General features: G+C 57.2%; 19 protein-coding genes. 9 read left to right on the plus strand and 10 right to left on the minus strand.

Annotated features, from left to right (window positions below; all coding sequences use genetic code 11):
• Positions 1–21 precede the first annotated feature (21 nt).
• From PSES9_RS0104765 to xseA, 3 genes are all read right to left on the minus strand, one after another.
• On the minus strand, positions 22–1,062 hold the full coding sequence (locus tag PSES9_RS0104765; RefSeq protein ID WP_010484626.1) for a TRAP transporter substrate-binding protein: 1,041 nt from the start codon (positions 1,060–1,062) through the stop codon (positions 22–24).
• A gap of 178 nt (positions 1,063–1,240) precedes the next feature.
• Positions 1,241–2,176, minus strand: coding sequence for a LysR family transcriptional regulator (locus tag PSES9_RS0104770; RefSeq protein WP_010484628.1), 936 nt, complete (start codon positions 2,174–2,176; stop codon positions 1,241–1,243).
• Positions 2,177–2,181: 5 nt separating this feature from the next.
• The gene (xseA, locus tag PSES9_RS0104775; protein ID WP_010484630.1) at positions 2,182–3,561 is read right to left on the minus strand and encodes an exodeoxyribonuclease VII large subunit; all 1,380 of its coding nucleotides are present in this window, start codon (positions 3,559–3,561) and stop codon (positions 2,182–2,184) included.
• Positions 3,562–3,673: 112 nt separating this feature from the next.
• Between xseA and PSES9_RS0104780 the strand changes: the two genes are divergently transcribed.
• The gene (locus PSES9_RS0104780) at positions 3,674–4,225 is read left to right on the plus strand and encodes a hypothetical protein (RefSeq protein ID WP_010484631.1); all 552 of its coding nucleotides are present in this window, start codon (positions 3,674–3,676) and stop codon (positions 4,223–4,225) included.
• A gap of 24 nt (positions 4,226–4,249) precedes the next feature.
• On the opposite strand, the gene PSES9_RS0104785 is transcribed toward PSES9_RS0104780, so the two are convergent.
• The gene (locus tag PSES9_RS0104785; protein ID WP_010484633.1) at positions 4,250–4,852 is read right to left on the minus strand and encodes a hypothetical protein; all 603 of its coding nucleotides are present in this window, start codon (positions 4,850–4,852) and stop codon (positions 4,250–4,252) included.
• A gap of 259 nt (positions 4,853–5,111) precedes the next feature.
• Between PSES9_RS0104785 and stpA the strand changes: the two genes are divergently transcribed.
• Entirely contained in the window at positions 5,112–6,386 is a 1,275-nt protein-coding gene (gene stpA, locus PSES9_RS0104790; RefSeq protein WP_010484636.1) for a glucosylglycerol 3-phosphatase, read from the plus strand.
• Between the two features lie 114 nt (positions 6,387–6,500).
• Here the strand turns inward: stpA and PSES9_RS0104795 are convergent, their stop codons facing one another.
• Both PSES9_RS0104795 and PSES9_RS0104800 read right to left on the minus strand, forming a co-directional pair.
• Positions 6,501–8,450: a DEAD/DEAH box helicase gene (locus PSES9_RS0104795; RefSeq protein ID WP_010484638.1), complete on the minus strand. Its 1,950-nt coding sequence runs from the start codon at positions 8,448–8,450 to the stop codon at positions 6,501–6,503.
• A 93-nt stretch (positions 8,451–8,543) separates the two neighbouring features.
• On the minus strand, positions 8,544–10,631 hold the full coding sequence (locus PSES9_RS0104800) for a TonB-dependent siderophore receptor (protein ID WP_010484640.1): 2,088 nt from the start codon (positions 10,629–10,631) through the stop codon (positions 8,544–8,546).
• A gap of 168 nt (positions 10,632–10,799) precedes the next feature.
• Here PSES9_RS0104800 and guaB point away from each other — a divergent pair, with 168 nt between their 5' ends.
• Positions 10,800–12,269, plus strand: a complete 1,470-nt coding sequence (gene guaB / locus PSES9_RS0104805) for an IMP dehydrogenase (protein WP_010484641.1) — start codon at positions 10,800–10,802, stop codon at positions 12,267–12,269.
• 273 nt (positions 12,270–12,542) lie between these two features.
• Positions 12,543–14,123 (plus strand): glutamine-hydrolyzing GMP synthase, encoded by a 1,581-nt coding sequence (gene guaA / locus PSES9_RS0104810; protein ID WP_010484643.1) that lies wholly within the window; start codon positions 12,543–12,545, stop codon positions 14,121–14,123.
• A 97-nt stretch (positions 14,124–14,220) separates the two neighbouring features.
• Here guaA and PSES9_RS0104815 read toward each other — a convergent pair whose 3' ends face one another.
• The gene (locus tag PSES9_RS0104815; RefSeq protein ID WP_010484645.1) at positions 14,221–15,114 is read right to left on the minus strand and encodes an oxidoreductase; all 894 of its coding nucleotides are present in this window, start codon (positions 15,112–15,114) and stop codon (positions 14,221–14,223) included.
• A 328-nt stretch (positions 15,115–15,442) separates the two neighbouring features.
• On the opposite strand from PSES9_RS0104815, the gene PSES9_RS0104825 reads away from it, so the two are divergent.
• A complete protein-coding gene (locus PSES9_RS0104825; RefSeq protein WP_010484646.1) occupies positions 15,443–16,810 on the plus strand; it encodes a multicopper oxidase family protein in 1,368 nt (455 codons plus the stop codon).
• The gene (tadA, locus tag PSES9_RS0104830; RefSeq protein ID WP_029529375.1) at positions 16,810–17,298 is read left to right on the plus strand and encodes a tRNA adenosine(34) deaminase TadA; all 489 of its coding nucleotides are present in this window, start codon (positions 16,810–16,812) and stop codon (positions 17,296–17,298) included. Before PSES9_RS0104825 ends, tadA begins: the two co-directional genes overlap by 1 nt.
• 15 nt (positions 17,299–17,313) lie before the next feature.
• On the opposite strand, the gene mltF is transcribed toward tadA, so the two are convergent.
• Positions 17,314–18,783, minus strand: coding sequence for a membrane-bound lytic murein transglycosylase MltF (gene mltF / locus PSES9_RS0104835; protein WP_010484650.1), 1,470 nt, complete (start codon positions 18,781–18,783; stop codon positions 17,314–17,316).
• A gap of 167 nt (positions 18,784–18,950) precedes the next feature.
• Between mltF and purL the strand changes: the two genes are divergently transcribed.
• Both purL and PSES9_RS0104845 read left to right on the plus strand, forming a co-directional pair.
• Positions 18,951–22,847: a phosphoribosylformylglycinamidine synthase gene (gene purL, locus PSES9_RS0104840; protein ID WP_010484653.1), complete on the plus strand. Its 3,897-nt coding sequence runs from the start codon at positions 18,951–18,953 to the stop codon at positions 22,845–22,847.
• A 347-nt stretch (positions 22,848–23,194) separates the two neighbouring features.
• Complete coding sequence (locus PSES9_RS0104845) at positions 23,195–23,512, plus strand: Nif3-like dinuclear metal center hexameric protein (RefSeq protein ID WP_010484655.1); 318 nt, start codon at positions 23,195–23,197, stop codon at positions 23,510–23,512.
• A 38-nt stretch (positions 23,513–23,550) separates the two neighbouring features.
• On the opposite strand, the gene PSES9_RS0104850 is transcribed toward PSES9_RS0104845, so the two are convergent.
• Positions 23,551–24,072: a L,D-transpeptidase family protein gene (locus tag PSES9_RS0104850; RefSeq protein ID WP_010484657.1), complete on the minus strand. Its 522-nt coding sequence runs from the start codon at positions 24,070–24,072 to the stop codon at positions 23,551–23,553.
• 19 nt (positions 24,073–24,091) lie between these two features.
• The gene (locus PSES9_RS0104855; RefSeq protein WP_010484659.1) at positions 24,092–24,652 is read right to left on the minus strand and encodes an NUDIX hydrolase; all 561 of its coding nucleotides are present in this window, start codon (positions 24,650–24,652) and stop codon (positions 24,092–24,094) included.
• 414 nt (positions 24,653–25,066) lie between these two features.
• On the opposite strand from PSES9_RS0104855, the gene PSES9_RS0104860 reads away from it, so the two are divergent.
• Positions 25,067–25,672, plus strand: a complete 606-nt coding sequence (locus PSES9_RS0104860) for a CoA pyrophosphatase (protein WP_010484661.1) — start codon at positions 25,067–25,069, stop codon at positions 25,670–25,672.
• Positions 25,673–25,678 lie beyond the last annotated feature (6 nt).

Genomic DNA, 25,678 nt, shown 5'->3' on the forward strand with positions numbered 1-25,678 from the left:
GCGGGGTGCTGGTTAGCCGTTTTACTGGGCGTGATTGAGGCCGGTATCTTCAAGCGCCATATCGATCCACTTGGCATCGATATTCTGCTCTTTGAGCCAGGACAGGTACGCCGGTTGGCCTTTGCTTTGGAAGGCCGCCAGGTCCTTGTCGTCCGGCTGGATCACTTCCATGCCCTGGGCCTTGAGGAATGCCAGGTCGGTGTCTTCCTGCTTGGCAATGGCTTCACGGTTCAGGCGAGTGGCTTCTTTACTGGCTTCGAGCAGTGCAGCACGGTCTTTTTCAGACAGCGAATCGAGCATGTCGCCGTTGGCCACCAGGAATTGGTCGGAATACTGGATGTTGGCCAGTGTCAGGTACTTCTGCACCTGATACAGGCTGCCCATGATGATGTAGGAGGCCGGGTTCATCTGGCCATCAGCTACGCCCGTGCGCAGGCCCATGTACAGTTCGGTCCAGGGAATTGGCGTACCCGATGCACCGAATGATTCATAAAGCGCCACCTGGCTTGGGTCCATTGCGCGAAAGCGCAAGCCGGCAAAGTCGTCAGGCGATTTGATTGGCTTTTTATTGTTGGTGAAGTTGATAAAGCCGCCTTCCTCGACAACCGCCAGCAATTGAGTGCCTGTGCGCTCCTTGAACTCGGCCTTGGAGGCTTTCCAGTACTGGCCTTGATCGAAGAACTTATGGGCGGCGCTGGCATCCTTGAACATGAACGGAATGGCGCTGACATAGATTTCAGGAAACAGCGGCGCAATACCGGCAAAGGATGCGATGTTCAAACCTGGCCCGCTGATGACTTGCTCCATGCGCTGCTCTTCTTCACCGAGCATGCTGTTTGGGTACAGCTTGATGCTCAGGTCGCCGGCGCTTTTTTCTTCGGCCAGGCGTTTGAGGTTGGTGGCGAACAGGTGGACAGGGTTTTTCTCGCTGTCAGCGGCGCCGTTGTAGCTCAGGTTGATTTCGGTTGCCGCTTGCGCGACGGCCCCTGCCAGCGAGATCGCGGTGAACAGCAATCCGGCGGTGAAACGACGGGCAAGGTTATGACGCAGAATCGAATGCATATTATTTTCCTTGTGGCAGAGCGAGTTCGGAATATGGGAAAGGTTGTTGTTGTGTGAAGCCTGAGATTTCCTGAGGGAGAAACTAGCTGTTGTCGTGTTGACTATTCAAGCCTTTGAGTGATGCATTAAATGCAACGCTATCCCCACATTGTGAAACTCGGTGCGCAGCCGACAAACGCTATTTTCTATCGCGGATACTGGGGGCGTGATCGTTGAAAAAACGCATGCCGTCGCGCAAATGCTCGAGGCAGGCCTGGCTGGCGACCGTCAGTTCCCGGCCCTTGTGGCTGACAATCCGTGCCCGTGCATCGCGCAATGCACGGTTGGCCAGGGTGCAGCGGCGAATACTGCCTGATTGCAACTCATCACTGACTGTCAGTTCCGGCATAAAGGCCACGCCAATGCCTGACTTTACGAAATTGACCAGCACCGCCACTGAGTTGGTGCGCAACTTGGGGCGCAGTTGCAGGTGCTCCAGTTGAGCGACGATCACGGCCAACTGGCCCATGCCGGTGCTGTTGTGGATCAAGGCCAGGGACTCATTGCGCAATGCCGCCATGCTGACAGGCGATGTCGATTGCGCCAGCGGGTGGTCGGGTGGGGTGATCAGGTCGAGCGGCTGCAGGGTGTCGACATGGACATGCAACGAGTCATCTTCGGCGGGTGCATAAACCAGGGCAAAGTCCACCGCATCCTCTTTGACCAGGCCAATGGCTTCATTGGCACCGGCCATGTTTACTTCCAGGTCGATACCCGGATGGCTGAGGATAAAACTCTGCAGGGGCTGTGATATCAGGTCCGCAATAAAGCCTTCACCCACGGCGATACGTACATGGCCCTGGCGCAGCCCGCGCAAATCGGACAAGCGCGACAGCACGCCTCGGTCGTTGGCTTGCTGCTGGCGGTAATGGGCAACCAGCATCTCACCCGCCTCGGTTGGGCTGACGCCCTGCGCCGTGCGTTCAAGCAGGCGCGTATCAAGTTCCTGCTCCAGTGCGGCTATCTGCCGGCTTATCGCGGAAGGGTCGATATTCAAATGCTGGGCGGCGCGCCGCAACGAGCGGTGGTGAATGACTTCATTCAAATAGGCCAGCGCCCGCTGGTTAATCCGCATTGGCGTCAATCCAGCAGCGACAAGGTCGTCGGAGCGATGTGATTGTCCTCGACCCGAATAGCCAGTTCGCCTTCGCCGAGCCTGGCTTTCAAGCGTTGCCCAGGCTGGGTGTCTGCGGCCTTGCGCACCACTCGATCATTGTCATCAAGCAAGATGCTGTAGCCACGGCCGAGGGTTTCCAGCGGGCTTACCGCGTTGAGGGTTTTCATCTGGCTTTGTAGCTGCAAGCGGCGCTGCTTGAGAGCGTCGTTGATGGCCTTGGGCAAGCGCTGGGCAAAGCTGTCGAGGCGCTGTCGCAGCAGTTGCAGATTGCGGCCGGGGTGCTGGGTGATCAACCGCCTGTCCAGATAGGCCAGGCGTTCTTTGCGGCTGTTGAATTGCTGCTCGAATGCACGTTGCATGCGCATGTCCAGGTCGTCCAGTTGCTGGGCTTGCTGGCGCAGCCGTTCACCCGGATGGCGCAGGCGCCGACTGGTGCTTTCAAGGCGCAATCGTTCGCGCTCAAGACGGCTTTGCAGGCGCAGCACCAGGCGTCGATGCAGATTACTCAGGCGTTGCACCAGCTCCGAGCTGTCCGGGGCGAGCAGTTCGGCGGCAGCGGAGGGCGTCGGGGCGCGAACATCGGCGACAAAATCACTGATGGAAACATCTGTTTCGTGGCCAACCGCGCTGACCAGTGGCGTGATACAGACATCAATAGCTCGCGCTACCACTTCCTCGTTAAAGCACCAGAGGTCTTCGAGCGAGCCCCCACCGCGGGCCAGGATCAGCGCATCGAATTGCTGCTGATCGGCAAGTTGCAAGGCGCGGACAATCTGCCCCGTGGCTTCGCGCCCTTGCACGGCGGTCGGGATCAGTACCAGTTCAACCTGCGGAGCGCGGCGGCGAAACACGCTGATAATGTCGCGAATGACCGCGCCAGTGGGCGAACTGATGATACCGATGCGCTTTGGGTGGCTGGGCAGGGCGACCTTGCGCTCAGTTGCAAACAAGCCCTCGGCGCCGAGTTTTTCCTTGAGGGCTTCGTATGCCGCGCGCAAAGCACCGTCACCGGCGGGCTCCACGGTATCGAGAATCAGTTGGTAATCACCACGGCCTTCAAACAGCGAGACCTTGCCACGCACCTTTACCGCCAGGCCGTCGCGCAACTCCTGGCGAACCCGGGCCGCGCTCTGGCGAAACAAGGCGCAGCGCACCTGAGCCTGGCGGTCCTTAAGGGTAAAGTAGACATGACCCGAGGCAGGCTTTGGCAGGTTGGAAATTTCACCTTCGACCCAAATGCCGCTGAACACGTCCTCCAGCAGCAGGCGTGCACGGTTATTCAGTTGGCTGACGCTCAGCACCTCGCGGTCGAGGCCCAAGCGCTGGAACGGATCTTTAATCATGGGCGCATGATAAAGGCTTTAAACCGCTGTCGGTAGATTGTCTTGATCCAGAAACTGGCGCGATTAAACTGCGCGGCTTTTACTTATCGAAAACTTCAGCAGAGCAGGTTAAATGAACGACCAGCAAGCCATCGTTGTTCCGCAGATATCCAGCTTTCCGGGCCACGAGGGGCGGGCGCGCTTGATTGTGCGTTGGCCGGGGCAGCAAAACATCATCGAAGCGCAAATGACCACGTGCGGGCGTACGTTCAAGAAGATGGCCTATGCCATTGCGCCGGGGGCGCGGCGTGTGGTCGAGCACCCGGAGTTGTTGCCCTTTGCGCAGCCGGTCAACGGTTTGGAGATCGTCACCCGTCGCTGCATCTTTACTCCGCAGGAGGGCTTCAAGGAAGAGGCCGGTTGCCCCGAATGCAGGCAGGAGATCGGCGAGGCATTGTGCGACAGCCTTGAGAATTGGATGCCGGGATACACCGATAACTTTATCTGCCCTGAATGTCGCCATGAAGACGATATCAACGGGTTTCTTTACTTGCAGCCCTGCGGCTTTTCCAACCTGGGGTTTATCTTCAATAACTGGGCCGATGCGGTGTTCAAGCAGGCATTTATCGATGAATTCGCCGAGCGCCTGGGCTATGCCGTGCGCGTGGTGCGGGTCGATCTCTGAGGGCTGTCTCGGCTGGGCCCCTTGCTAATCTGGCTGCGACCCTGGCAGCCAGGGCTGAGCCAGTTCCATGCTGCCGTGGCCATTGCGCTTGAGGCATTTGAGTACCTCAAACCAGCTCAGCTCGGTCGGGTGGACATGCGCCGAAGGCACGATCTGTACCGCTCCTGCCGTCAGGCCAGCAGAGCCGCCATCTGGGATGAACACCGAGGTCCAGTCAGGCGCGCTGCCGACAATCAGGCAGAACTGCACAATATCGCCATCAACATAGAGCCCGACTTGGGTATTGACCTCTTCTTCAACCCCGGCCATGCGCGCCATTGTGTCTTTGATCAGGCGGTAACCGGGTACGTTGTCGAGGAGTTTGTCTTCTATGGAGTCGCGAACCCGTTTCGCCGCCCTGGTCTTCGCCAGCAAGCCCGCCAGAAAACACAGCAGCAACAATGCAAGCAGTGCGGTAATCGTCAGCGCGGTAATGCCTGCGACGCTGTGATGGTCGAATACCGGCAGCATCTTGCTAATCGGGCCTCGCAGCAAATGCACTGCTTTTTCGATGAGCACGCCAATTAAAATCAGCGGCAAAATAAACAAGACGCCGCCGAGTGCAGTTGTTTTAAGAAACTTGAACATCGAATTCTCCAAAGCGCAGTTTATGCATTGCCAATAAGCATCTGATTTCTTCCCTGGCGCATTCAAGTGTATTCAGAACGCCTTGATTGCGGTTCAGCGGTTGCTTGGGAACTGCCTAGATAAAGTTAGCCTATAAGCCCGATGGCGATGAAAAATAACTGGATAAGCCAACGCCTGACCCGGCGGTGGAACTCTCAAGCAGGCATTGCGGATGGGATGCCGGTTTGGCGCTGCCAGCCCCAGCACGTAAGATAGGGCGATGCTTGATTATCAAACAGGGTATTCCCTCGACTCCACCGAACTGCTCAACTCGCTGGCCACAACCGAGCGCTTGTTGATTGTCCAGGATCTTGACGGCGTTTGCATGGGCCTGGTCCGCGACCCGCTTACACGGGTGATAGAGCGTGACTACATTGAAGCTGCCGCGCGCTTGGCCGGGCGCTTTTATGTGTTGACCAACGGCGAACACATTGGCCGGCGCGGCGTGAACAGTATTGTCGAAAAGAGCGTGGGCGATGCTGCTCAAGCACGAGAGCGCGGGTTGTACCTGCCAGGCCTGGCAGCCGGTGGCGTGCAGTTTCAGGATCGCTTTGCCAGGGTCTCCCATCCGGGGATCAGTGAAGCCGAGCTGCTTTTTTTGCAACAAGTGCCGGACAGGTCGGAATCGTTTTTGCGCAGCTTGCTGGCGAGTTCAGCCTATGGGCTTGATGATCGACTGATTAGCGAGTTGTTGGCCTCGGCCGTGCTGGATAATCGAGTGTCGCCAACGCTGAATATCAATGTGCTTTACCAGCACTTCAATGCGCAACCGGATATCTATGGACAGTTACAGCAAGATATCGCCGCCTTTATGACAAGCCTGCATGGGCTGGCAGCCAAGCAGGGGCTGGGCGCCAGCTTCTTCACCCATTACGCGCCAAACTCCGGGCGTGATGCAACGGGGCATGAGCGCCTCAAGCTGGGCGCCGATAACCATGCGGGTACCACTGATTTCCAGTTCATGCTCAGCGGTGCGGTCAAGGAAGTTGGCTTGCTGGTGCTGCTCAATCACTACTATTTTGCCCAGACCGCCAGTTATCCACTTGGCGAAGATTTCAATGCCCGCCAAGCGCCGGGCACCCAGGCCGAGCTGCTCACGCTGGCGCTGGATAAATTTGATCCGCAATTGATGCCACGCATTGTCGGCGTTGGTGACACCGTCAGTTCAATCGCCCAGCCAGGCTCGCAGGCATTCTCGCGCGGGGGTAGTGACCGGGGTTTTCTGCACCTGGTACAGGCCCTGGGCGAGGCGTTCGCAAGTGACAACAAGGTCGTCTATATCGACAGCAGCGCAGGCGAAGTGCGTCGTCCTGGCGTCGATGTCGAGTTCTTGCAACGGCGTATCGCCGAGCCCGACCTGGCGCCGTGGCCAGCACTGCAAGGCATTAGTGATCCTGCCGACCCGTTGCGCCTGGATGTGATTTTTGGCGGTGGTCATCAGCAGTATGTCGAGTTCTTTTGCGAGCTGGCCGAACGCCTGGATCGCACTGCCTGAACAGATGCCCTGCACCAAGGGTGAGCAACACTAGGCCACTGAATTCGAGCGCGACCTTGATCGCTTTTTCGCATCTTTTACTCGCTGCTGCTTGCAACCTTTATCAAGGGAGCCTCAACCTCTAGCCGCCAGTAACTGGGTAGCGCCTTGTACCTTTTGCGTATACCAAAATACCCGGCTTACACCGCGGGTTATGGCGACATAGCCAAGGCGCAGGCTTTCGTCACGCATGGCCTGATCGTAGCTGTTCACAAAATAGCCAGAATAGGCATAGAGCGCGTTGCGCAGCGGATAGCTATCCGGCGCCTTGCAGTCGTCGACGATGATTGCAACCTGGGCTTGCAGGCCCTTGGCGCGGTGGATGGTGTAGCCCTTGACTGGTAGTTTCTTGTCGAGCTGGGCTTGTATGGCTTTGAGTGTGTGATTGGCCCTGCTCAATAACAGCACAGCGGTTTTCTCTGGCTTGCTCTGCTCGGCTGCGTAACTGCATTGCTCGCTGATTTGTTCAAGCAGCTCTGGCAAGCGTCGATTGATATCAAAGCGGCTGACAACCTTGACCCCGTGTTCGCCGGGCTGGGTAGGCCGCGATGCCTGGCAGGTTTTGTTCTGCTTGAGCTCAACGCCCTTGAGCACCTGCTCGCCTGCCGTAATGATGGGGTCGATCGAGCGATAATTGGTGGTCATCAGCAAAACGCTGCTTTTTTTCGATTTGCCCTTGCTGGGGAAGTGCTTATCGAAATTCATGAACAGTTCCGGGGAGCTGCCGCGCCAGGCATAGATCGATTGCCAGTCATCACCAATGGCCATCAAGCTGACCGCTTGTTTTTGCTTGGCCAGGCTACGCTGCACGGCCTGTAGCCATTTCACGATTTGCGGTGAAATGTCCTGGAACTCATCAATCAACAAATGCTGGAACGGTTCCAGTGCAGCGCTGGCCGATGCACCCTTGTTGCCATTGAACAGCTGCGTCAATTGCTCAAAGGCCAGGTTGAAGGTGAGCAGGTCTTGTTCTTTAAGCGCCGTTTCAAAGTAGCGATTGAAAGCCACCAGTGCCTGCATGAATAAACGCTCTTGAGCGCTGCATTGCAGTTTTGCCGGGTCAAGCCCAGCGATGTGAATGCCGATGCTTTGGATAAAGTTGATCTGGGCGTAAAAAGCCTCAAACAAGGGCGCAGGGCTGAACTCGCCTTTTAGCTTGTAGGTATCCAGCGGCGCTTTGCCTGCCGGTTTGGTTTTGGCGTTATCTGCCGGGGTCGGTGGAGCGGGTAAGCTCAAAAGTTGGTGAACTTGCTGGCGGAATTCGGGTTCCGCGTCGTAGCAGGCTTGATAGGCTTGTTTCAGCAGGCGTTGCTGGGCGGCCCCCAGGCGTGATGCGGTGAGCGGGTTATCCAGCTCGTTGGGGTTGGCGGTCTTGTCGTTGAGCTGCTCGAACCAGCTTGGCTTGCCCAGCAGCGCTGTTGCCAGGGTGCCCATGGCCGAGTGGAAGGTACGCACGCATTGGCGTGCCTGGCTTTGGTCGAAGGGGTATTGCCAGAAGCTCAGCAGATCAAGCAGCTGCTTGCGCAGTTGCTCGCATGAGGCGCTGGTGAAGGAGATTACCGTCAGCTGCTCGGGCTTGATCTGCAAGTGGCACAACATAAATACCAGGCGCAGCAGCAGAGTGCTCGACTTGCCTGAGCCTGCGCCTGCAAACACACGGGTTAACGGGGCAGTGTTGAGAATCATTGCCCACTGCTCATCGGAGGGCAGGCTGACCACGCCCGCACTGGCCGCCTTGCGGACCTGGTCGCGCATGGCTTGAATCTGTTGCTCGGAAATCGGCAGTGGCGCCGGGCCATAGATGCCTTCAGTGATTTTCCTGGGGCCAGCGCTGGCAGCTTTGCGCGCTTTATTGGCCGTTTTCTTTTTTGGGTTAGCCGGGCTTTTGCTCCGAGGCTTTGCAGCACCGGTGCCGTGGCGCAGCAGGTTGCCGTCTTCAGCGCGCAAGTAGGCTGCGGTTCGCGGAAAGTAGCGAAGCAAGGCGCCTGATAATTTGAGTTTGTAGCGTTTAACAGCGGACAACATTCGACGGTTCCAGCGGGCTGATCATCTGCGGCGCTGAATCATAAGGGTTTTATAAGCTGGCAGGGGGCTGCCAGCTCAGGCTTTTTTGCATGCCTAGAAGTCGACACTGGCCTGGAGTCGAATTTCACGCGGCTCACCCACGTTGACCCGCAGGTTGCCACCGCTCGATGGGTAGTAATGCTGATCGAACAGGTTGCGCACATTGAGTTGAACGCGGGTCTTGTCGCCCAGCAATGTGCTGTCCCAGGCGATAAAGGCATCGGCCACGGTGTAGCTGTCGAGCCAGAATGAATTGCTATTGTCGCCTGCGCGCTCACCGACATAACGGGCGCCGCCTCCCACACGCCAGTTGCCTGTTTCAGGGTTGATATCGAGATCATGGGAGAGATACAAGCTGGCGACGTTTTTCGCGGCGTTGACCAGCTCGTTGCCTTGGTTCTGCGGGTCGTCCTTGATTTCTGTATCGGTATAGGCGTAGGTGCCAAGCAGGTTCCAGTGTTCGGCGATGCGGCCGTTGATGTCCAACTCGACACCACCCGATCCAACTTTTCCGGCGGCTTCAGAGCTGCCGTTATTGCTGACCACGACGTTTTCTTTCTCAATATCAAACAGCGCTACACTGGCGCTAATGCCTGGCTGCAGGTCGAGCTTTACGCCCAGCTCGTAGCTGCGACCTTCTTCCGGGTCAAAGGATTCACCGGTATCTGCGTCGGATGAGTTGGGCACGAACGAGCGGCTGTAGTTGCCGTACAGCGACACCTGCTGGTTAAGCTGGTAAACCAATCCGGCGAAAGGCAGGAAGGTATTGTCAGTACGATCAGTGGTTTTCACGTATTCATCGCCACGACCTTGATCCACATACTGCTCGAAGCGCTGATAGCGACCGCCCAGCACCACAATCCATTGATCATTCAGGTGCCAGTTATCCTTGAAGTAAACCGACTGCGAGTGCAGCTCATCACTGCGATCACTTTGCGCTTGGCTGATCAGCGACGGTTCGCCGAGGTTGCCGTATTGCGGGTTATAGATATTGAAACCAGTGCTGTTGCGCCCGCGATAGGTGTCGCCACGAAAGTTATCAACCCGTTCGGTGTCAGCCCCGATCAGCACATCATGCCGTTGATCGAACAACTGTGAATGACCAATCCAGTCCCATGCCAGGTAGTGCGTCTGGTTCTTGAATTCACTGCCGTCAGCACGGCGAGTGAGGTCGCCAGTGCTTTCATCCAGCGAGGCCGGACGGGCTTCGGCGTAGTCATAGTCCTCCTGATTCCAGCCGTAGGTCAGGCGGGTCAGCCAGTTAGGGTTGATCTGATATTCAGCCTTGGCGGTGACCAACTCATCAGTGCCTTCAGCCTTTGACCAGGATTCACTAAAGCGCTTGTTGTAGTCCACGTGCGCGGGTTTGCCATTGACTATCACGGTGCCGCGATCCAGTGGCGTGGAATATTCCTTGCGCTCATAGGCCAGGCTCAGCGTCAGGTCATTGCCGGTCCAGCTCACAGACGGCGCGATAAGCGTATGTTCATCCTCGCCCGAGTTACGCCAGTCATCCTCATGCTGGCGCTCGGCAATAAAGCGAAACGCAAAGCCGCTATCGGCTAAAGGACCGGTGACATCGAGCATTGCGCTGCCGCCGCCGAAGCTGGAGGTTTCTCCACTGATCTGGCTATGCCACAGGTATTCGGGTTTCTTGCTGATCACATTGATCAATCCGCCCGGTTCCAGTGCGCCATACAGAAGAGAGGCGGGGCCTTTGAGGACTTCGACGCGCTCGGTGGTTGCACTGAAGTTGCGCGATAAGCTGGAGCGGATGCCGTCACGCAAGATCGAGCCATCGGCATTAGTACCGAAACCACGTTTGACAAAGCCATCCTGGCTGCCTGCCAAGGTATTGCTCTGCGTAATGCCACTGACGAAGTTCATTGCATCATCCAGGCTATTGACCTGGAAATCCTCGATCACCTGTTCTGTCACGACTTGTACCGCTTGTGCTTCTTGCATGATCGGCACCGCGCTTTTACTGGCGGTGCTGGCGGTGTCGCTGCTGTATTCAGTATTGAGTCGCTGACCTGTGACTTGTTGTCCGGGTAATTCGAAGGATTCGTTGGCTTTTGCTGACAGCGGGCTGAAGGCAAGGGTGGCGAAGGCGGTGCTGGCGATTGTGCGACAAAATTGCATTTGTATATAATTCTTTAGTGCTTTTGATAATCATTATTATGTGTGTGCTCGGGCCTGAACTCCAACCTTTGCGATGCATTTAAATTCCTTTGCTTGTTTGCATTGAGTGCACGGCTACTGCTGGGTATAATGGCGCGCTTCCTATTTTCCCGTCTGGGAGCCCCCGCCATGCTGCGTATTAGTCAAGAAGCCCTTACCTTCGACGACGTTTTACTTATTCCCGGTTATTCCGATGTTCTGCCGAAGGACGTCAGCCTCAAGACTCGCCTGACTCGTGGAATCGAGCTGAATATTCCTTTGCTTTCAGCTGCGATGGACACTGTTACTGAGGCGCGTCTGGCGATTGCCATGGCGCAAGAAGGCGGCATCGGCATCATCCACAAGAACATGACCATCGAGCAGCAAGCTGCCGAAGTGCGCAAGGTCAAGAAGTTCGAGGCAGGTGTGGTCAAGGACCCCATCACCATCGAGGCTGACGCCACGGTGCGTGACCTGTTCGAGCTGACGCGCCAGAACAACATCTCCGGTGTGCCAGTACTGTCCAACGGTGATCTGGTCGGCATCGTCACTTCACGTGACGTGCGCTTCGAAACCCGCATGGACGCCAAGGTCCATGAAGTGATGACGCCAAAAGAGCGTTTGGTCACGGTCAAAGAAGGCGCCGATAAAGAAGTCGTGCGCGATTTGCTACACAAGCACCGTATCGAGAAAGTCCTGATCGTCAACGATGCCTTCCAGCTGAAGGGCATGATGACGGTTAAGGACATCGAGAAAGCCAAGGCATACCCGCTAGCCAGCAAAGACGACCAGGCTCGCCTGCGTGTTGGCGCGGCAGTCGGCACCGGCCCGGAAACGGGCGACCGCGTGACAGCTCTGGCGGCTGCCGGGGTTGATGTGATTATCGTCGACACCGCCCACGGCCACTCCAAAGGTGTGATTGATCGTGTGCGCTGGGTCAAGCAGAACTTCCCCGAGATCCAGGTCATCGGTGGCAACATCGCCACTGGCGCTGCTGCCAAGGCGCTGGTCGAAGCAGGTGCGGATGCCGTTAAAGTCGGTATCGGCCCAGGCTCGATCTGCACCACGCGTATTGTTGCTGGTGTGGGCGTACCGCAAATCTCAGCGGTGGCCAACGTTGCTGCAGCCCTCGAGGGCACTGGCGTGCCGCTGATCGCTGACGGTGGCATCCGCTTCTCGGGTGACTTGTCCAAAGCCATAGTGGCTGGCGCATCCTGCGTGATGATCGGGTCGATGCTGGCCGGTACTGAAGAAGCGCCGGGCGAAGTCGAGCTGTTCCAGGGCCGCTCCTACAAGGCATACCGTGGCATGGGCTCGCTGGGCGCTATGTCGCAGGCGCAAGGCTCGTCCGACCGCTATTTCCAGGACTCCTCGGCTGGTGCTGAGAAGTTGGTGCCGGAAGGTATTGAAGGTCGCGTGCCATACAAAGGCGCGATGGCGGCAATCGTTCACCAGTTGATGGGTGGCCTGCGTGCATCCATGGGCTACACCGGTTGTGCAACAGTCGAAGACATGCGCACCAAGCCCGAGTTTGTTCGCATCACCGGCGCGGGTATGGCTGAGTCGCACGTGCATGACGTGCAGATTACCAAGGAAGCGCCGAACTACCGCGTCGGCTAAGGAACCTCTGAAAACTACTACGCTCGGTATTACTGCGTTAAAAAACTGCTCAAAATGCTCATTTACAACACGTAAAGTCGAGCGCGACCTCGGTCACTTTTTTGCAGTTTTTGCCTTGTACTCCCGTCGCTCGCTACGTTTTTCAGAGGCCCCTAAAATCCTTTTGACGCTACTGCGCTCGCGGTGCGGCAAAATGATTTTTATAGAGATTGAAAAGTACGGGGCTGTTTACTCAGCCCTTGTCATTTGTGGATTCCGCTACGAGAGACGGCTATGGCTCACCCTGATATTCACGCCCATCGCATCCTTATCCTGGATTTCGGTTCCCAGTACACCCAGTTGATCGCCCGTCGCGTGCGTGAAATCGGGGTTTATTGCGAGCTGCATCCGTTTGACATGAGCGATGACGACATTCGCGCATTCGCCCCGCGCGGCATCATTCTCGCAGGTGGTCCTGAGTCGGTTCACGAGCTTAACAGCCCGCGTGCCCCGCAAGCTGTATTTGACCTGGGTGTACCGGTTCTGGGTATTTGCTACGGCATGCAAACCATGGCAGAGCAGATGGGCGGCAAGGTGCTCGGTTCCGACATCCGTGAGTTTGGTTATGCGCGCGTTGATGTAGTCGGCAAGGGGCGCTTGCTCGACGGTATCGAAGATCATGTCGATGACGACGGTGTATTCGGCCTCGATGTGTGGATGAGCCACGGCGACAAAGTGACCGCCATGCCAGAAGGCTTCAGTGTCCTGGCAAGCACGCCGAGCTGTCCGATTGCCGGTATGTTCGACGATGCGCGTGGCTACTACGGCGTGCAGTTCCATCCGGAAGTGACTCACACCAAGCAGGGCGGCCGCATTCTCTCGCGCTTCGTGCTCGATATCGCCGGTTGTGAAGCCCTGTGGACGCCGTCGAATATCGTTGAAGACGCCATTGCCCAGGTGCGCCAGCAAGTGGGCGATGCCAATGTACTGCTCGGTCTGTCTGGCGGCGTTGACTCATCTGTGGTCGCAGCCTTGCTGCACAAGGCCATTGGCGATCAGCTGACCTGTGTCTTCGTTGATAACGGCTTGCTGCGCTTGCACGAAGGCGAGCAAGTAATGGCCATGTTTGCTGAAAACATGGGCGTCAAGGTGATTCGCGCCAATGCTGAAGCGCAGTTCCTCGACAACCTGGCTGGTGAAGCAGATCCGGAGAAGAAGCGCAAAATCATCGGTCGTACCTTTATCGACGTATTCGATGCCCAAGCCTCGAAGCTGGAGAACATCCAGTTCCTCGCCCAAGGCACCATCTACCCGGACGTGATCGAGTCTGCCGGTGCCAAGACTGGCAAGGCACATGTGATCAAGTCGCACCACAACGTTGGTGGCCTGCCTGAGGAAATGAACCTCAAACTGGTCGAGCCACTGCGCGAACTGTTCAAGGACGAAGTGCGCAAGATCGGTCTTGAATTGGGCTTGCCGTTCGACATGGTATACCGCCACCCATTCCCGGGGCCGGGCCTTGGCGTGCGTATCCTCGGTGAAGTGAAAAAGGAATACGCCGACCTGCTGCGTCGTGCGGATCATATCTTCATTGAAGAGCTGCGTAACTTCGACTGGTACCACAAGACCAGCCAGGCGTTCGTGGTATTCCAGCCGGTCAAATCGGTTGGCGTGGTCGGCGATGGCCGCCGCTACGCATGGGTTGTGGCTCTGCGCGCCGTTGAAACCATCGACTTCATGACCGCGCGCTGGGCACACCTGCCTTATGAACTGCTGGAAAAAGTCAGCAACCGCATCATCAATGAGATCGAAGGCATCTCACGCGTCACCTACGACGTATCGAGCAAGCCGCCAGCGACCATTGAGTGGGAATGATCCCGCTGTCGGTCTAGGCCGATGGAATAACCAAAAGCCCGCGTAATTGCGGGCTTTTTGGGTTTTGGGTTTTCAGGCTGGCTTGTAAATCAGGGTCTCAACCCGGTCCATCGCTGGCGGCCGCCAGCAGAGGTACGATCAGGTCGCTGATCGGTGTCGGGATGCCACGAGCCTGAGCACGGCGCTGGATAACCCCGTTGCGACAGTCCCATTCCAGTGGCTGGCCAGCTGATCGGTCGGCAAGGATCGAGGTGCCTTGGTTGGCCGGGTAGCGGCGAAATACGTCGATAATATCCTGCGGTACCTGGTCGCTCAGCACCGCGCCTTCGGCACGGGCCACCACAAGGCATTCGCGAAGATAGGCCAGAGCCAGTTCGCTGATATCCGTTCTGGCGAACATGCCTGCACGGCGACCTGTCAGAACCATCAAGCCAGCGGCGGCATTCTGTAGCAGTTTGCGCCATGCAACAGAGGTGAAGTCAGGCGTTACGTCGACCGAGCACAATGTGCCTGCCAGCGCCTTGGTCACAAGCGCGGTCGCCGGAGTGTCCGGCAGGGTGAGACGAGCTTTGGCGCGCAGCCACACCGATGAGTCCGGCTCGCGTTGCGCAGGGAACCACACCACTGAAGGCAGGACCTGATTGCCGGGCAAATATGGCTCGATAAGTGTTTTTTGCTCAACGCCATTCTGCAGTGCGCAAACCAGGGTTTTCTCGCTGCACAACGCCGAAAGCCAAGGGGCGATGGCATCGATTTGAGTCGCCTTGACTGCAACGAACACCAGGTCGAATGTGGTTTCGATCGCGGCTGGGGCGGTAAGCACCGGGCCGGGTACCAGGATGTGCCCGCCATCGTGGCGCAGTTCCAGCTGCTTGAGTGCTGATCGGCCACAGATCGTCGGCGTGCGTCCAACCTCATGCAGCGCTGCCGCAATGGTGGTGCCGATCGCTCCGGGGCCAATGAGGGCGATGCTAGGGTTTTCAGGCGTCATTGTTTTTATCCCGTCTTGATCGTGATTGTCTGCTTTGCCAACCATGCAGTTCCGGGCTTTCTGGATCAAGTGTTCCGTGGCGACCTGCACTTGTCTTGGGCATTCATGGATGCCAGCCTTCCAAGCTTTTGCTTTAGCACTGTAGCTTCTGGTCGCTCGGCCTTGCCGTTCATGTCGTGATAAAATCCCGGTATCGCCGACTGAAGTGATTTGTGGCAATACAGGTTTTTGCCACAGCCGTTAAGGTAACCGCCGTTCTCCACAGAGAGAACGCTGTTCACCGCCGCCTGATGGGCTCGAGTTGATTGGCTATAAGGAGCCCGTTTGTATGTCGTTTACGCGTAGGCAAGTGCTCGCAGGTCTTGCGGGCTTGAGTGTTGTTGGCATTGGTGCCGGTGGCGCTCGTTATTGGCTGGGTCGTCCGTTTGACCAGAAAACCCATGACTACGAATTAATCGCCGCACCCGTTGATTTAGAGCTGGTGCCGGGGCACAAGACCACCGCCTGGGGTTACGGCGGTATGGCGCCAGGCGTGGAAATCCGCTGTCGTCAGGGCGATCTGCTGCGCGTGCGCTTTATCAATAAACTGCCTGAGCAGACCACCATTCACTGGCACGGCATCCGTTTGCCGCTGGACATGGATGGTGTGCCTTATGTCTCGCAGATGCCGGTGTTGCCGGGCGAGTATTTCGATTACCACTTCGTTCCGCCTGATGCTGGCAGCTACTGGTATCACCCACATCTTTTCAGCTCCGAGCAGATGGGGCAGGGGCTTGTTGGTCCGCTAATCATTGAAGAGCGCGAACCGAGCGAGTTCAAGCACGAGCGCACCTTGAGCATAAAAAACTGGCACGTTGATGAGCAAGGCCAATACACGCCGTTCAGCGTGCCGCGCCAGGCTGCCCGTGAAGGCACACGAGGACGTCTGTCGACCATCAATGCCGTGCATGTGCCGACGCTGGAGCTGCCAGCCGGGCAAGTGGTGAGGTTGCGGCTGATCAATCTCGACAATACGGTGACTTATCGTTTGAACCTGCCCAATGCCGAGTCGCGCATTTACGCCATCGATGGCAACCCGATTGAGCCGCGTGAGCTGGGCAAGGAGTATTGGCTTGGCGCTGGCATGCGCCTTGACCTGGCGCTGCGCGTGCCCGAGGCTGGTACTGAACTGTCGCTGCGTGATGGCTCCGTGCGCCTGGCAACGATCAAGAGCCTGGCATCAACCGAGCCGGTGGCTGAGTGGCCTGCGCCATTGCCCGCTAATCCGGTTGCAGAGCCCGACCTGGCCAAAGCCGAGACAATCAAGTTCAACTTCGAATGGGCGGCGTCGCTGGCAGATCCGAATCAAGCAGGTCCGGCAAAGTATTGGCAAATTAACGGTCAGGCCTGGGATATCAACGATAAAACCTGCGCCGACCGGCCAATTGCTACGCTTAAATTGAATAATCACTATATTTTCGAGTTGCGCAATATGGCGCAGTATCTGCACCCGATCCACTTGCATGGCATGACGTTCAAGGTCATCAGTTCGAATCGGAAAAAGATCATTCCCTATTTCACCGACACCTATCTGTTGGGCAAGAACGAGACCGCTAAAATTGCCCTTGTCGCTGATAATCCAGGGGTATGGATGTTCCATTGCCATGTGATTGATCATATGGAAACCGGCCTTATGGCCGCCATTGCGGTGGTTTGATGCGGCAACCGAGAATCATTGATCGCAGTCAGGATCAGCACTTTATGCAGGAGGCGCTGTTGCTGGCCGGCCAGGGCGCAGCGCTGGGCGAGGTGCCGGTGGGCGCGGTGCTGGTGCAGGATGGCAAGATTATCGGCCGTGGTTTCAATTGTCCGATTTCAACCCATGACCCAAGCGCTCATGCCGAGATGGTGGCGATTCGCGATGCCGCCCGGCAATTGGCGAACTACCGCCTGCCGGGCAGCACGCTGTATGTCACCCTGGAACCCTGCAGCATGTGTGCGGGGTTGATCGTGCATTCGCGCATTGAGCGTGTGGTGTTTGGTGCGACAGAACCCAAGGCTGGCGTGGCCCAGAGCCGTGGGGAGTTTTTCAGTCAGACGTTCCTCAATCACAGGGTCCTGATCGAAGGTGGGGTGCTGGCTCTGGAGTGCAGTGAAATGCTGAGCGCGTTTTTCAAGGCGCGCCGCGCCAATGCTGCGCGCTAGGCAGCCGTTGCCGGGCTAGAGCGGAGGCGATTCGGCTTCTATTGTTTCTTTGCTTACGCCGGGCAGGTGCATGCCGCTCTCGACGACCTGGTTGCTCTCGAGCTGTGGCTGGGTTACCCAGGTGAGAATGTCGTAGTAGCGGCGGATGTTACGTACAAAATGCACAGGCTCGCCGCCGCGCGCATAACCGTAGCGCGTTTTGCTGTACCACTTCTTTTGCGCAAGCCGCGGCAGGATTGACTGCACGTCCAGCCACTTGTTCGGATCGAGCCCTTCGGCTTCGGTGAGTTTGCGGGCATCCTCCAGGTGGCCGCCGCCCACATTATAGGCGGCGAGGGCGAACCAGGTCCGGTCTGGCTCTGGAATGCTTTCTGGCAGTAGCTCTTTTACGTGAATAATGTACTTGGCACCGCCATCAATGCTTTGCTTGGGGTCCAGGCGATTGGAAACGCCCATTGCCTGAGCTGTGCGCAGGGTGAGCATCATAAGCCCGCGAACCCCTGTTTTAGAGGTGGCGGTGGGTTGCCAAAGTGATTCCTGGTAACCCATGGCAGCGAGTAATCGCCAGTCCATATTGTTGTCGCGCCCAGCCTGGCGGAAAAATTGCTCATAACGTGGCAAGCGCTTTTGCAGGTGCTGGGCAAAGGTGTACGCGCCGACATAACCCAGTACATCAACGTGGCCGTAGTAACGATCGGTCAAGCGCTTGAGGCTGCCGTTTTCCTTGGCGCGGGCAATGAAGGTGTTGACCTCGTCGAGGAGGCTGTGGTCTTCGCCCGGCTTTACTGCCCAGGCGAGATTGAGCGAGTCGCCCAGATCGAAGGCCACGCGTACATTGGGGAAATAGACCTGGTTCATTGCCAGCTCGTTGGAGTCGACCAGCGTCAGGTCGATCTGGCCTTCATCGACCATGCGCAGCAAGTCGACGATTTCCACGTCGGAAGATTCTTCGTACTCAAGGGTTGGCATTTGCACTTTGAGTTCAGCCAGTTGCTCGGCATGGCTGCTGCCCTTGAGCACTACGATACGTTTGCCGAGTAAATCCTCGGGGCGGGTAGGGCGACGCTCGCCTTGGCGATAAATAACTTGCGGGGTGACTTCGAGATAAGGCTTGGAAAACAGCGCTTGTTGCTTGCGGCCGGGGCTATCGACCAGACCAGCGGCAGCCAAAACCGGACCGTCTGCGCTGTTTAAACGGTTAAACAGATCATCCAAATTGTCGGCTGTTTCAATTTTCAGCTCGACTTTAAGGTCGGCGGCAAAACGTTTGACCAGCTCATATTCAAAGCCTGTCTCGCCGTTGCGATCCTGGAAATAGGTGGCCGGGCTGTTCCTGGTGATCACGCGCAGTACTCCCTCCGCCTGCACTTGCTCAAGGGTTGTGGGTACTTTTTCTTCGGCCCCACAGCCATTCAGCAGCAGAAGGATTCCGATCGCTGACAGCCATTTGGCGTAGCGCGTGCGGATCGCAGATTGGGAATACATCGATGCAGTATACGCAAAGGATTCGCCTTGCAATATCTCGACAGGCGACTGCTTCTCTGCTAGCAAGCAGGCTGTGGTTTTGGCGTAGGCAAAAGGGGGATGTGTTCGGCGCTTTAGGCTAGAATGCACGGCCTCAAAGCACACCCCCTTCCCAGAGGCTGTCATCGATGTTGATCTTGCGCGGCGCCCCCGCTCTTTCTGCTTTTCGTCACGGCAAGTTGCTTGAGCAACTTACCCGCAAAATACCGGCTGTTACTGGGCTGTACGCCGAATTTGCACACTTCGCCGATGTTGTCGGTGTCCTGACCGCTGACGAAGAGCAAGTCTTGGCTCGTTTGCTCAAATACGGGCCAAGTGTAGAAGTGCAGGAGCCAAGCGGTCGCTTGTTTCTGACGATTCCACGTTTTGGCACTATTTCGCCCTGGTCGAGCAAGGCCAGCGATATCGCCCGCAACTGTGGCCTGGCGAAAATTCATCGCGTTGAGCGCGGCATTGCCTACTACGTGACTGGCGAGCTTGATGCCGCCGCGCGCGAGCAGGTTGCAGTGCTGCTGCATGACCGCATGACCCAGCTGGTCCTGGAAAACATGGAAGACGCCGCGGCGCTGTTCAGCCACGCGACGCCCAAGCCACTGACCGTGGTCGATGTGCTCGGTGGCGGCCGGGCTGCGCTGGAAAAAGCCAACGTCGAGCTGGGCCTGGCACTGGCTGAAGATGAAATCGATTACCTGGTCAGCAGTTTCGGTACTTTGGGCCGTAACCCGCATGACATCGAACTGATGATGTTCGCCCAGGCCAACTCCGAGCATTGCCGTCACAAGATCTTCAATGCGAGCTGGGATATCGATGGCCAGGCGCAGGAAAAATCGCTGTTTGGCATGATCAAAAATACCTACCAGATGCACAGCGAAGGCGTTCTGTCGGCCTATAAAGACAACGCTGCGGTGATCGTGGGCAGTACGGCCGGCCGTTTCTTCCCGAATGCAGAAACCCGTGAATACGGCGCCGTCAAAGAGCCTGTGCACATCCTGATGAAGGTCGAGACCCACAACCACCCAACCGCGATTGCGCCTTTCCCGGGTGCATCGACCGGCTCGGGCGGTGAGATTCGCGACGAAGGCGCAACCGGTCGTGGCGCCAAGCCAAAGGCGGGCCTGACAGGCTTTACCGTATCCAACCTGCAGATCCCTGGCTTCGAACAGCCTTGGGAAGTGCCTTACGGCAAACCTGAGCGCATTGTCACTGCGCTGGATATCATGCTCGAAGGCCCCTTGGGTGGCGCGGCGTTCAACAATGAATTCGGTCGTCCGGCACTGACCGGTTATTTCCGTACTTTCGAACAGTCGATCAGCACACCGCACGGCGACGAAGTCCGGGGTTACCACAAGCCGATCATGCTGGCAGGCGGCATGGGCAACATCCGCGAAGACCACGTACAGAAAGCCGAAATCACGGTTGGCTCCAAGCTGATCGTGCTCGGCGGCCCGGCCATGTTGATTGGCTTGGGCGGTGGCGCTGCTTCGTCCATGGCCACCGGTGCCAGCTCGGCTGATCTTGACTTTGCTTCGGTTCAGCGTGAAAACCCGGAAATGGAGCGTCGTTGCCAACAGGTTATCGACCGCTGCTGGCAGTTGGGCGAAGACAACCCCATCAGCTTTATCCATGACGTTGGCGCGGGCGGCTTGTCCAATGCATTCCCGGAACTGGTTAACGATGGCGAGCGTGGTGGTCGTTTTGACCTGCGTGCGGTGCCTAACGATGAACCGGGCATGGCGCCACTGGAAATCTGGTGTAACGAATCCCAGGAACGCTACGTGCTGGCGGTCGATGCCGCTAACTTTGAGCGTTTCAAAGCGATTTGCGAGCGTGAGCGCTGCCCGTTCGCAGTGGTCGGCGAGGCCACTGAGGAACGGCACCTGACCGTTGCCGACAGCCATTTCGGCAACAACGCGGTCGATATGCCTCTCAACGTGCTGCTTGGCAAGGCGCCGCGCATGCACCGCAGTGCTGACCGCGAAGCCGAGCTGGGCGATGATTTTGATCCGGCTGCGGTTGATATCAGTGAAGCGGTAAGCCGCGTCCTGCATCACCCGGCCGTGGCCAGCAAGAATTTCTTGATCACCATTGGCGACCGCACCATCACCGGCATGGTGGCGCGTGACCAAATGGTTGGCCCCTGGCAGGTTCCGGTTGCCGATTGCGCCGTGACCGCAGCCAGCTTCGACACCTACAACGGCGAAGCCATGGCCATGGGGGAGCGCACGCCATTGGCTTTGCTCGACGCACCGGCCTCCGGGCGTATGGCCATTGGCGAAACACTGACCAACATGGCGGGAGCCTGCATCGCCAAGCTGTCCGACATCAAGCTGTCGGCCAACTGGATGGCCGCTGCAGGGCATCCGGGTGAAGATGCTCGCCTTTACGACACGGTAAAAGCGGTCGGCATGGAGCTGTGCCCTGAGTTGGGGATCACCATTCCGGTGGGTAAGGACTCGATGTCGATGAAGACCCGTTGGCAGGATGGTGACGACGACAAGAGCGTGACCTCGCCAATGTCCTTGATCGTCACTGGCTTCGCTCCGGTTACCGATATTCGTCGCACGCTGACCCCTGAACTGCGCATGGACAAAGGCGAGACCGATCTGATCCTGATCGATCTCGGCCGTGGCCAGAACCGCATGGGGGCCTCGATCCTGGCACAGGTCTACGGCAAGCTGGGCAAGCAGGCCCCGGATGTCGATGACGCAGAAGACCTCAAGGCATTCTTTGCCGTTATCCAGGGGCTCAATGCTGACGGTCGACTGCTGGCTTATCACGACCGTTCCGATGGTGGCCTGTTGGCGACCGTGGTTGAGATGGCCTTTGCTGGGCACTGCGGGCTCAACCTGCAACTCGACACCCTGGCACTGAACCATGCCGAATTGGCCGGTGTGCTGTTCAACGAAGAACTGGGTGCGGTTATCCAGGTCAATCAGGACTTCACCGCGGAAGTGCTCGCCCAGTTCTCGGCGGCAGGTCTTGATGACTGTGTTGCTGTGATCGGCAAGCCGGTCAACAACGGCCACATCGAAATCAGCTACAAGGATGTCGCGGTATTCTCGGCAGAACGCCGGATTCTGCAGCGTCAGTGGTCCGAGACCAGCTATCAGATTCAGCGTCTGCGTGATAACGCCGAATGTGCCGACCAGGAATTCGATGCCCTGCTCGAAGAAGACAACCCGGGCCTGAGCGTCAAGCTGGGTTTTGATGTCAACGAAGACATCGCCGCGCCTTTTATCAAGAAAGGCCTGCGCCCGCAGATCGCTGTACTGCGTGAGCAAGGCGTCAACGGCCAGGTTGAAATGGCGGCTGCGTTCGACCGTGCGGGCTTCAGCGCTGTCGATGTGCATATGAGCGATATTCTCGCGGGTCGCGTTGACCTGGACAGCTTCAAGGGCCTGGTGGCTTGTGGCGGCTTCTCCTATGGTGACGTGCTTGGGGCTGGCGAAGGCTGGGCCAAGTCAATCCTGTTCAACAATCGGGCGCGTGATGCGTTCAGCGCGTTTTTCGAGCGTAAAGACAGCTTCTCGCTGGGCGTGTGTAACGGTTGCCAGATGCTCTCCAACCTGCATGAGCTGATTCCAGGTAGTGAGTTCTGGCCGCACTTCGTGCGCAACCGTTCCGAGCAGTTCGAGGCTCGCGTGGCGATGGTCCAGGTGCAGGAGTCCGAGTCGATCTTCCTGCGTGGCATGGCCGGTTCGCGCATGCCAATCGCCATTGCCCATGGTGAAGGTCACGCCGAGTTCGCGAGTGAGGAAGCCTTGCTTGAGGCCGATTTGTCAGGTTGCGTTGCAATGCGGTTTGTCGATAACCACGGCAAGATCACCGAAACCTATCCCGCCAACCCCAACGGTTCGCCGCGTGGCATTACTGGCCTGACCAGCCGTGACGGCCGTGTGACCATCATGATGCCGCACCCTGAGCGGGTCTTCCGCGCCGTGCAGAACTCCTGGTGTCCGGATGAGTGGAATGAAGACGGTGCCTGGTTGCGCATGTTCCGCAATGCCCGTGTGTGGGTCGATTAACGACCTCTTGTTCCGCCAGGCTGATGGTTAGCCTGGCGAATCATTAACAGCGCCTCGCCAGGCTTGATCTGGTGAGGCGTTGTTGTATTGGCGCGCTGGATTTTCACCCAGGCATCTGGACTGTGCTTGCCCGCTATGATTTGTGCCCCTCGGCAGTTGCTGACGGAGGGTGTCTGGCCAATTGTGATGGCGGTCATGTTTCGTTGGCTCGGGCGCAGGCGCCGGTGTCGCCGCTGAACGTTTTCCAGGGATTCGGGTCTTTAGATTAAGGATTATTTGAACTGCGGTTAGATACGTTGATGGCAAAATGGCATTATTGCCTGACTGCCTGTATAGCGGAGATCTTAATGTACAAATTGTGCTTTTACGTGCCTGAAAGTCACCTTGAAACCGTTAAAGCTGCAATTTTTGCCGCAGGGGCCGGGCATATAGGTAACTATGACCATTGTTGCTGGCAGGTGCCGGGTCAAGGTCAGTTTCGACCGCTGCCAGGCAGCCGGCCCTACCTGGGAAATGAAGGCGTTGTCGAGCGGATGGCGGAATGGAAGGTCGAGGTGGTGGTGGCCGATGAACTAATCCATGACAGCGTCAAGGCCTTGAAAACCAGCCACCCTTACGAAACCCCTGCTTATCAAGTTTGGCGACTTTCTGATCTGCAGTTCTGAGTTAGACATCGGGTGCAATAGCCTGCCAAGCGCGCAAGTCAGGGGCGTATTTCGATCAGCGTGCCGTCCTTGACCAGTGACCAGATTTCGCGCATGTCGGTGTTTTTCATGGCGATGCAGCCGTTGGTCCAGTCCAGCGTGCTGAAATACCACTCAGGATACTCTTCGTCGATCGGGGTGCCGTGAATCATGATCATGCCGCCAGCCGATAGCCCTTTGCTGCGCGCAAAGGCCTGGTCGCGGGCGTTGGGGTAGGAGATGTGCATCGACAGCTGGTAGTTGTCACTGGTTTTGCGCCAGTCAATCCAGTAAATCCCTTCTGGCGTGCGTTGGTCACCTTCAAACTGCTTGTGGCCTTGGGGCTTTTTACCCAAAGACACTCGGTAGCTTTTGAATGGCTGGCCTTTGCTGATGAGTTGCAGCTTGCGTTCGGACTTGAGGATCAGCACCTTGTCGATGCGCTGAGTCGCGTGGCTTTTTTGTTGAGGTGGTGGCGCGAGCGTGTTTGCACCCGCGTTTGCAACAAAGGAAAAGCAGATTAAAACCAGCAACCAGCGCATCAGAACGATATCCATATGATCAAAAAGCTACTTTTTTATAGTGCGCACGCAAGGCCTCTAGGGACTCATTGCGGACCGGGAATTGAGCCGTCAGGCGGTCGGCAAAGTAGCATTCTAAAGTACGCCCGATTGTCGGGAAAGCCAGCTCGGACCAAGGGATGTCGGCCTCACTGAATAGCGCGACTTCCAGGCTTTCGGCGCCTACTGCAAAGTCGAGGTCGGTTAGCTCTGCACGGAAGAATACATGCACCTGGTTGATATGCGGTAGATCGATCAGGTTATACAGCACTAGGTCATGTACGCGAGCGCAGGCTTCTTCTGCTGTCTCGCGGGCGGCGGCTTGCTCGATGGTCTCGCCATTTTCCATGAAACCGGCAGGCAGTGTCCAGAAACCGCGACGCGGTTCGATTGCCCGGCGGCAAAGCAGGATTTGCTGGTTCCAAACCGGAATGCAGCCGGCGACGATGCGCGGGTTTTCATAGTGAATGGTGCTGCAAAGCTCGCAGACAAAGCGTAAACGGCTGTCTCCCTCGGGGATTCTATGGCTAACCGGGTTGCCGCACTGACTGCAGAATTTCATGCCGTTTCCTCGCTACTCATTGCATATCTTGGCTTGATAAGCCTGCTTGAATCAATCTGAGGAGCCTCTGAAAACTACTGGGTTCGATATCACTGCATTAAAAACGGTTCACAGCCTTGAGGCTGAACGCATTCAGGTGCGGTCCCGAAGGGGTGGGCGAAGCGAGTCAAATGCTCACTCAGGCTACTAAAATCGAGCGGGGCCACGGTCGCTTCTCGCGGTTCTTGACTCGCTGGCGGCCAGTCTTTGGCTGTTGCTCTCGCCGATCGTTGCGCCTTCTCCTATGGTCGCTCGCTACCTTCGCCAGTGGTTCCTCTGTGTCCTTAAAACGGCAATATCGGCACTGTATCAAGCTTGGGTGTCGTCGGCTTTCATGCCATTATCCAGATAAGAAAGAGAACACTGAGATTGCCCATGCTCGATGAGCTACTCCAACGTGTACGGTCCCATCAGCCGTTAGTTCTGGAAACCGATAGCAGTTTCCCGGAGGCGGCGGTGCTGGTGCCGATTACCCGCAGTGATGACCCTGAAGTCGTACTGACCTTGCGTGCCAGTGGTTTGTCCACGCACGGTGGCGAGGTTGCCTTTCCTGGCGGTCGTCGTGACCCTGAAGACCAGGATCTTGTGCAAACCGCGCTGCGTGAGGCAGAGGAAGAGATCGCCTTGCCGCCTGGCTTGGTCGAGGTGATCGGTCCGCTCAGCACCTTGGTTTCACGTCACGGCATTCAAGTCACGCCGTTCGTGGGGGTGGTGCCCGACTTTGTCGATTACCGGGCCAACGATGGCGAGATTGCCTCGGTGTTCTCGGTGCCGTTGAGGTTTTTCCGTGAAGACCCGCGCGAAACCACGCACCGTATAGACTACCTCGGCAAGAGTTGGTATGTGCCGAGCTACCGCTACGACGAATATAAAATATGGGGGCTGACGGCGATCATGCTGGTCGAGTTGATCAATCTGCTGTACGACGAATCGCCGATCGATCTGCACGCGCCGCCAAAACACTTCATTAGCCTTACGTGAGGAATG

It is taken from the genome of Pseudomonas sp. S9 (genome assembly GCF_000222125.1).
Classification (GTDB): Bacteria; Pseudomonadota; Gammaproteobacteria; order Pseudomonadales; family Pseudomonadaceae; genus Aquipseudomonas; species Aquipseudomonas segetis.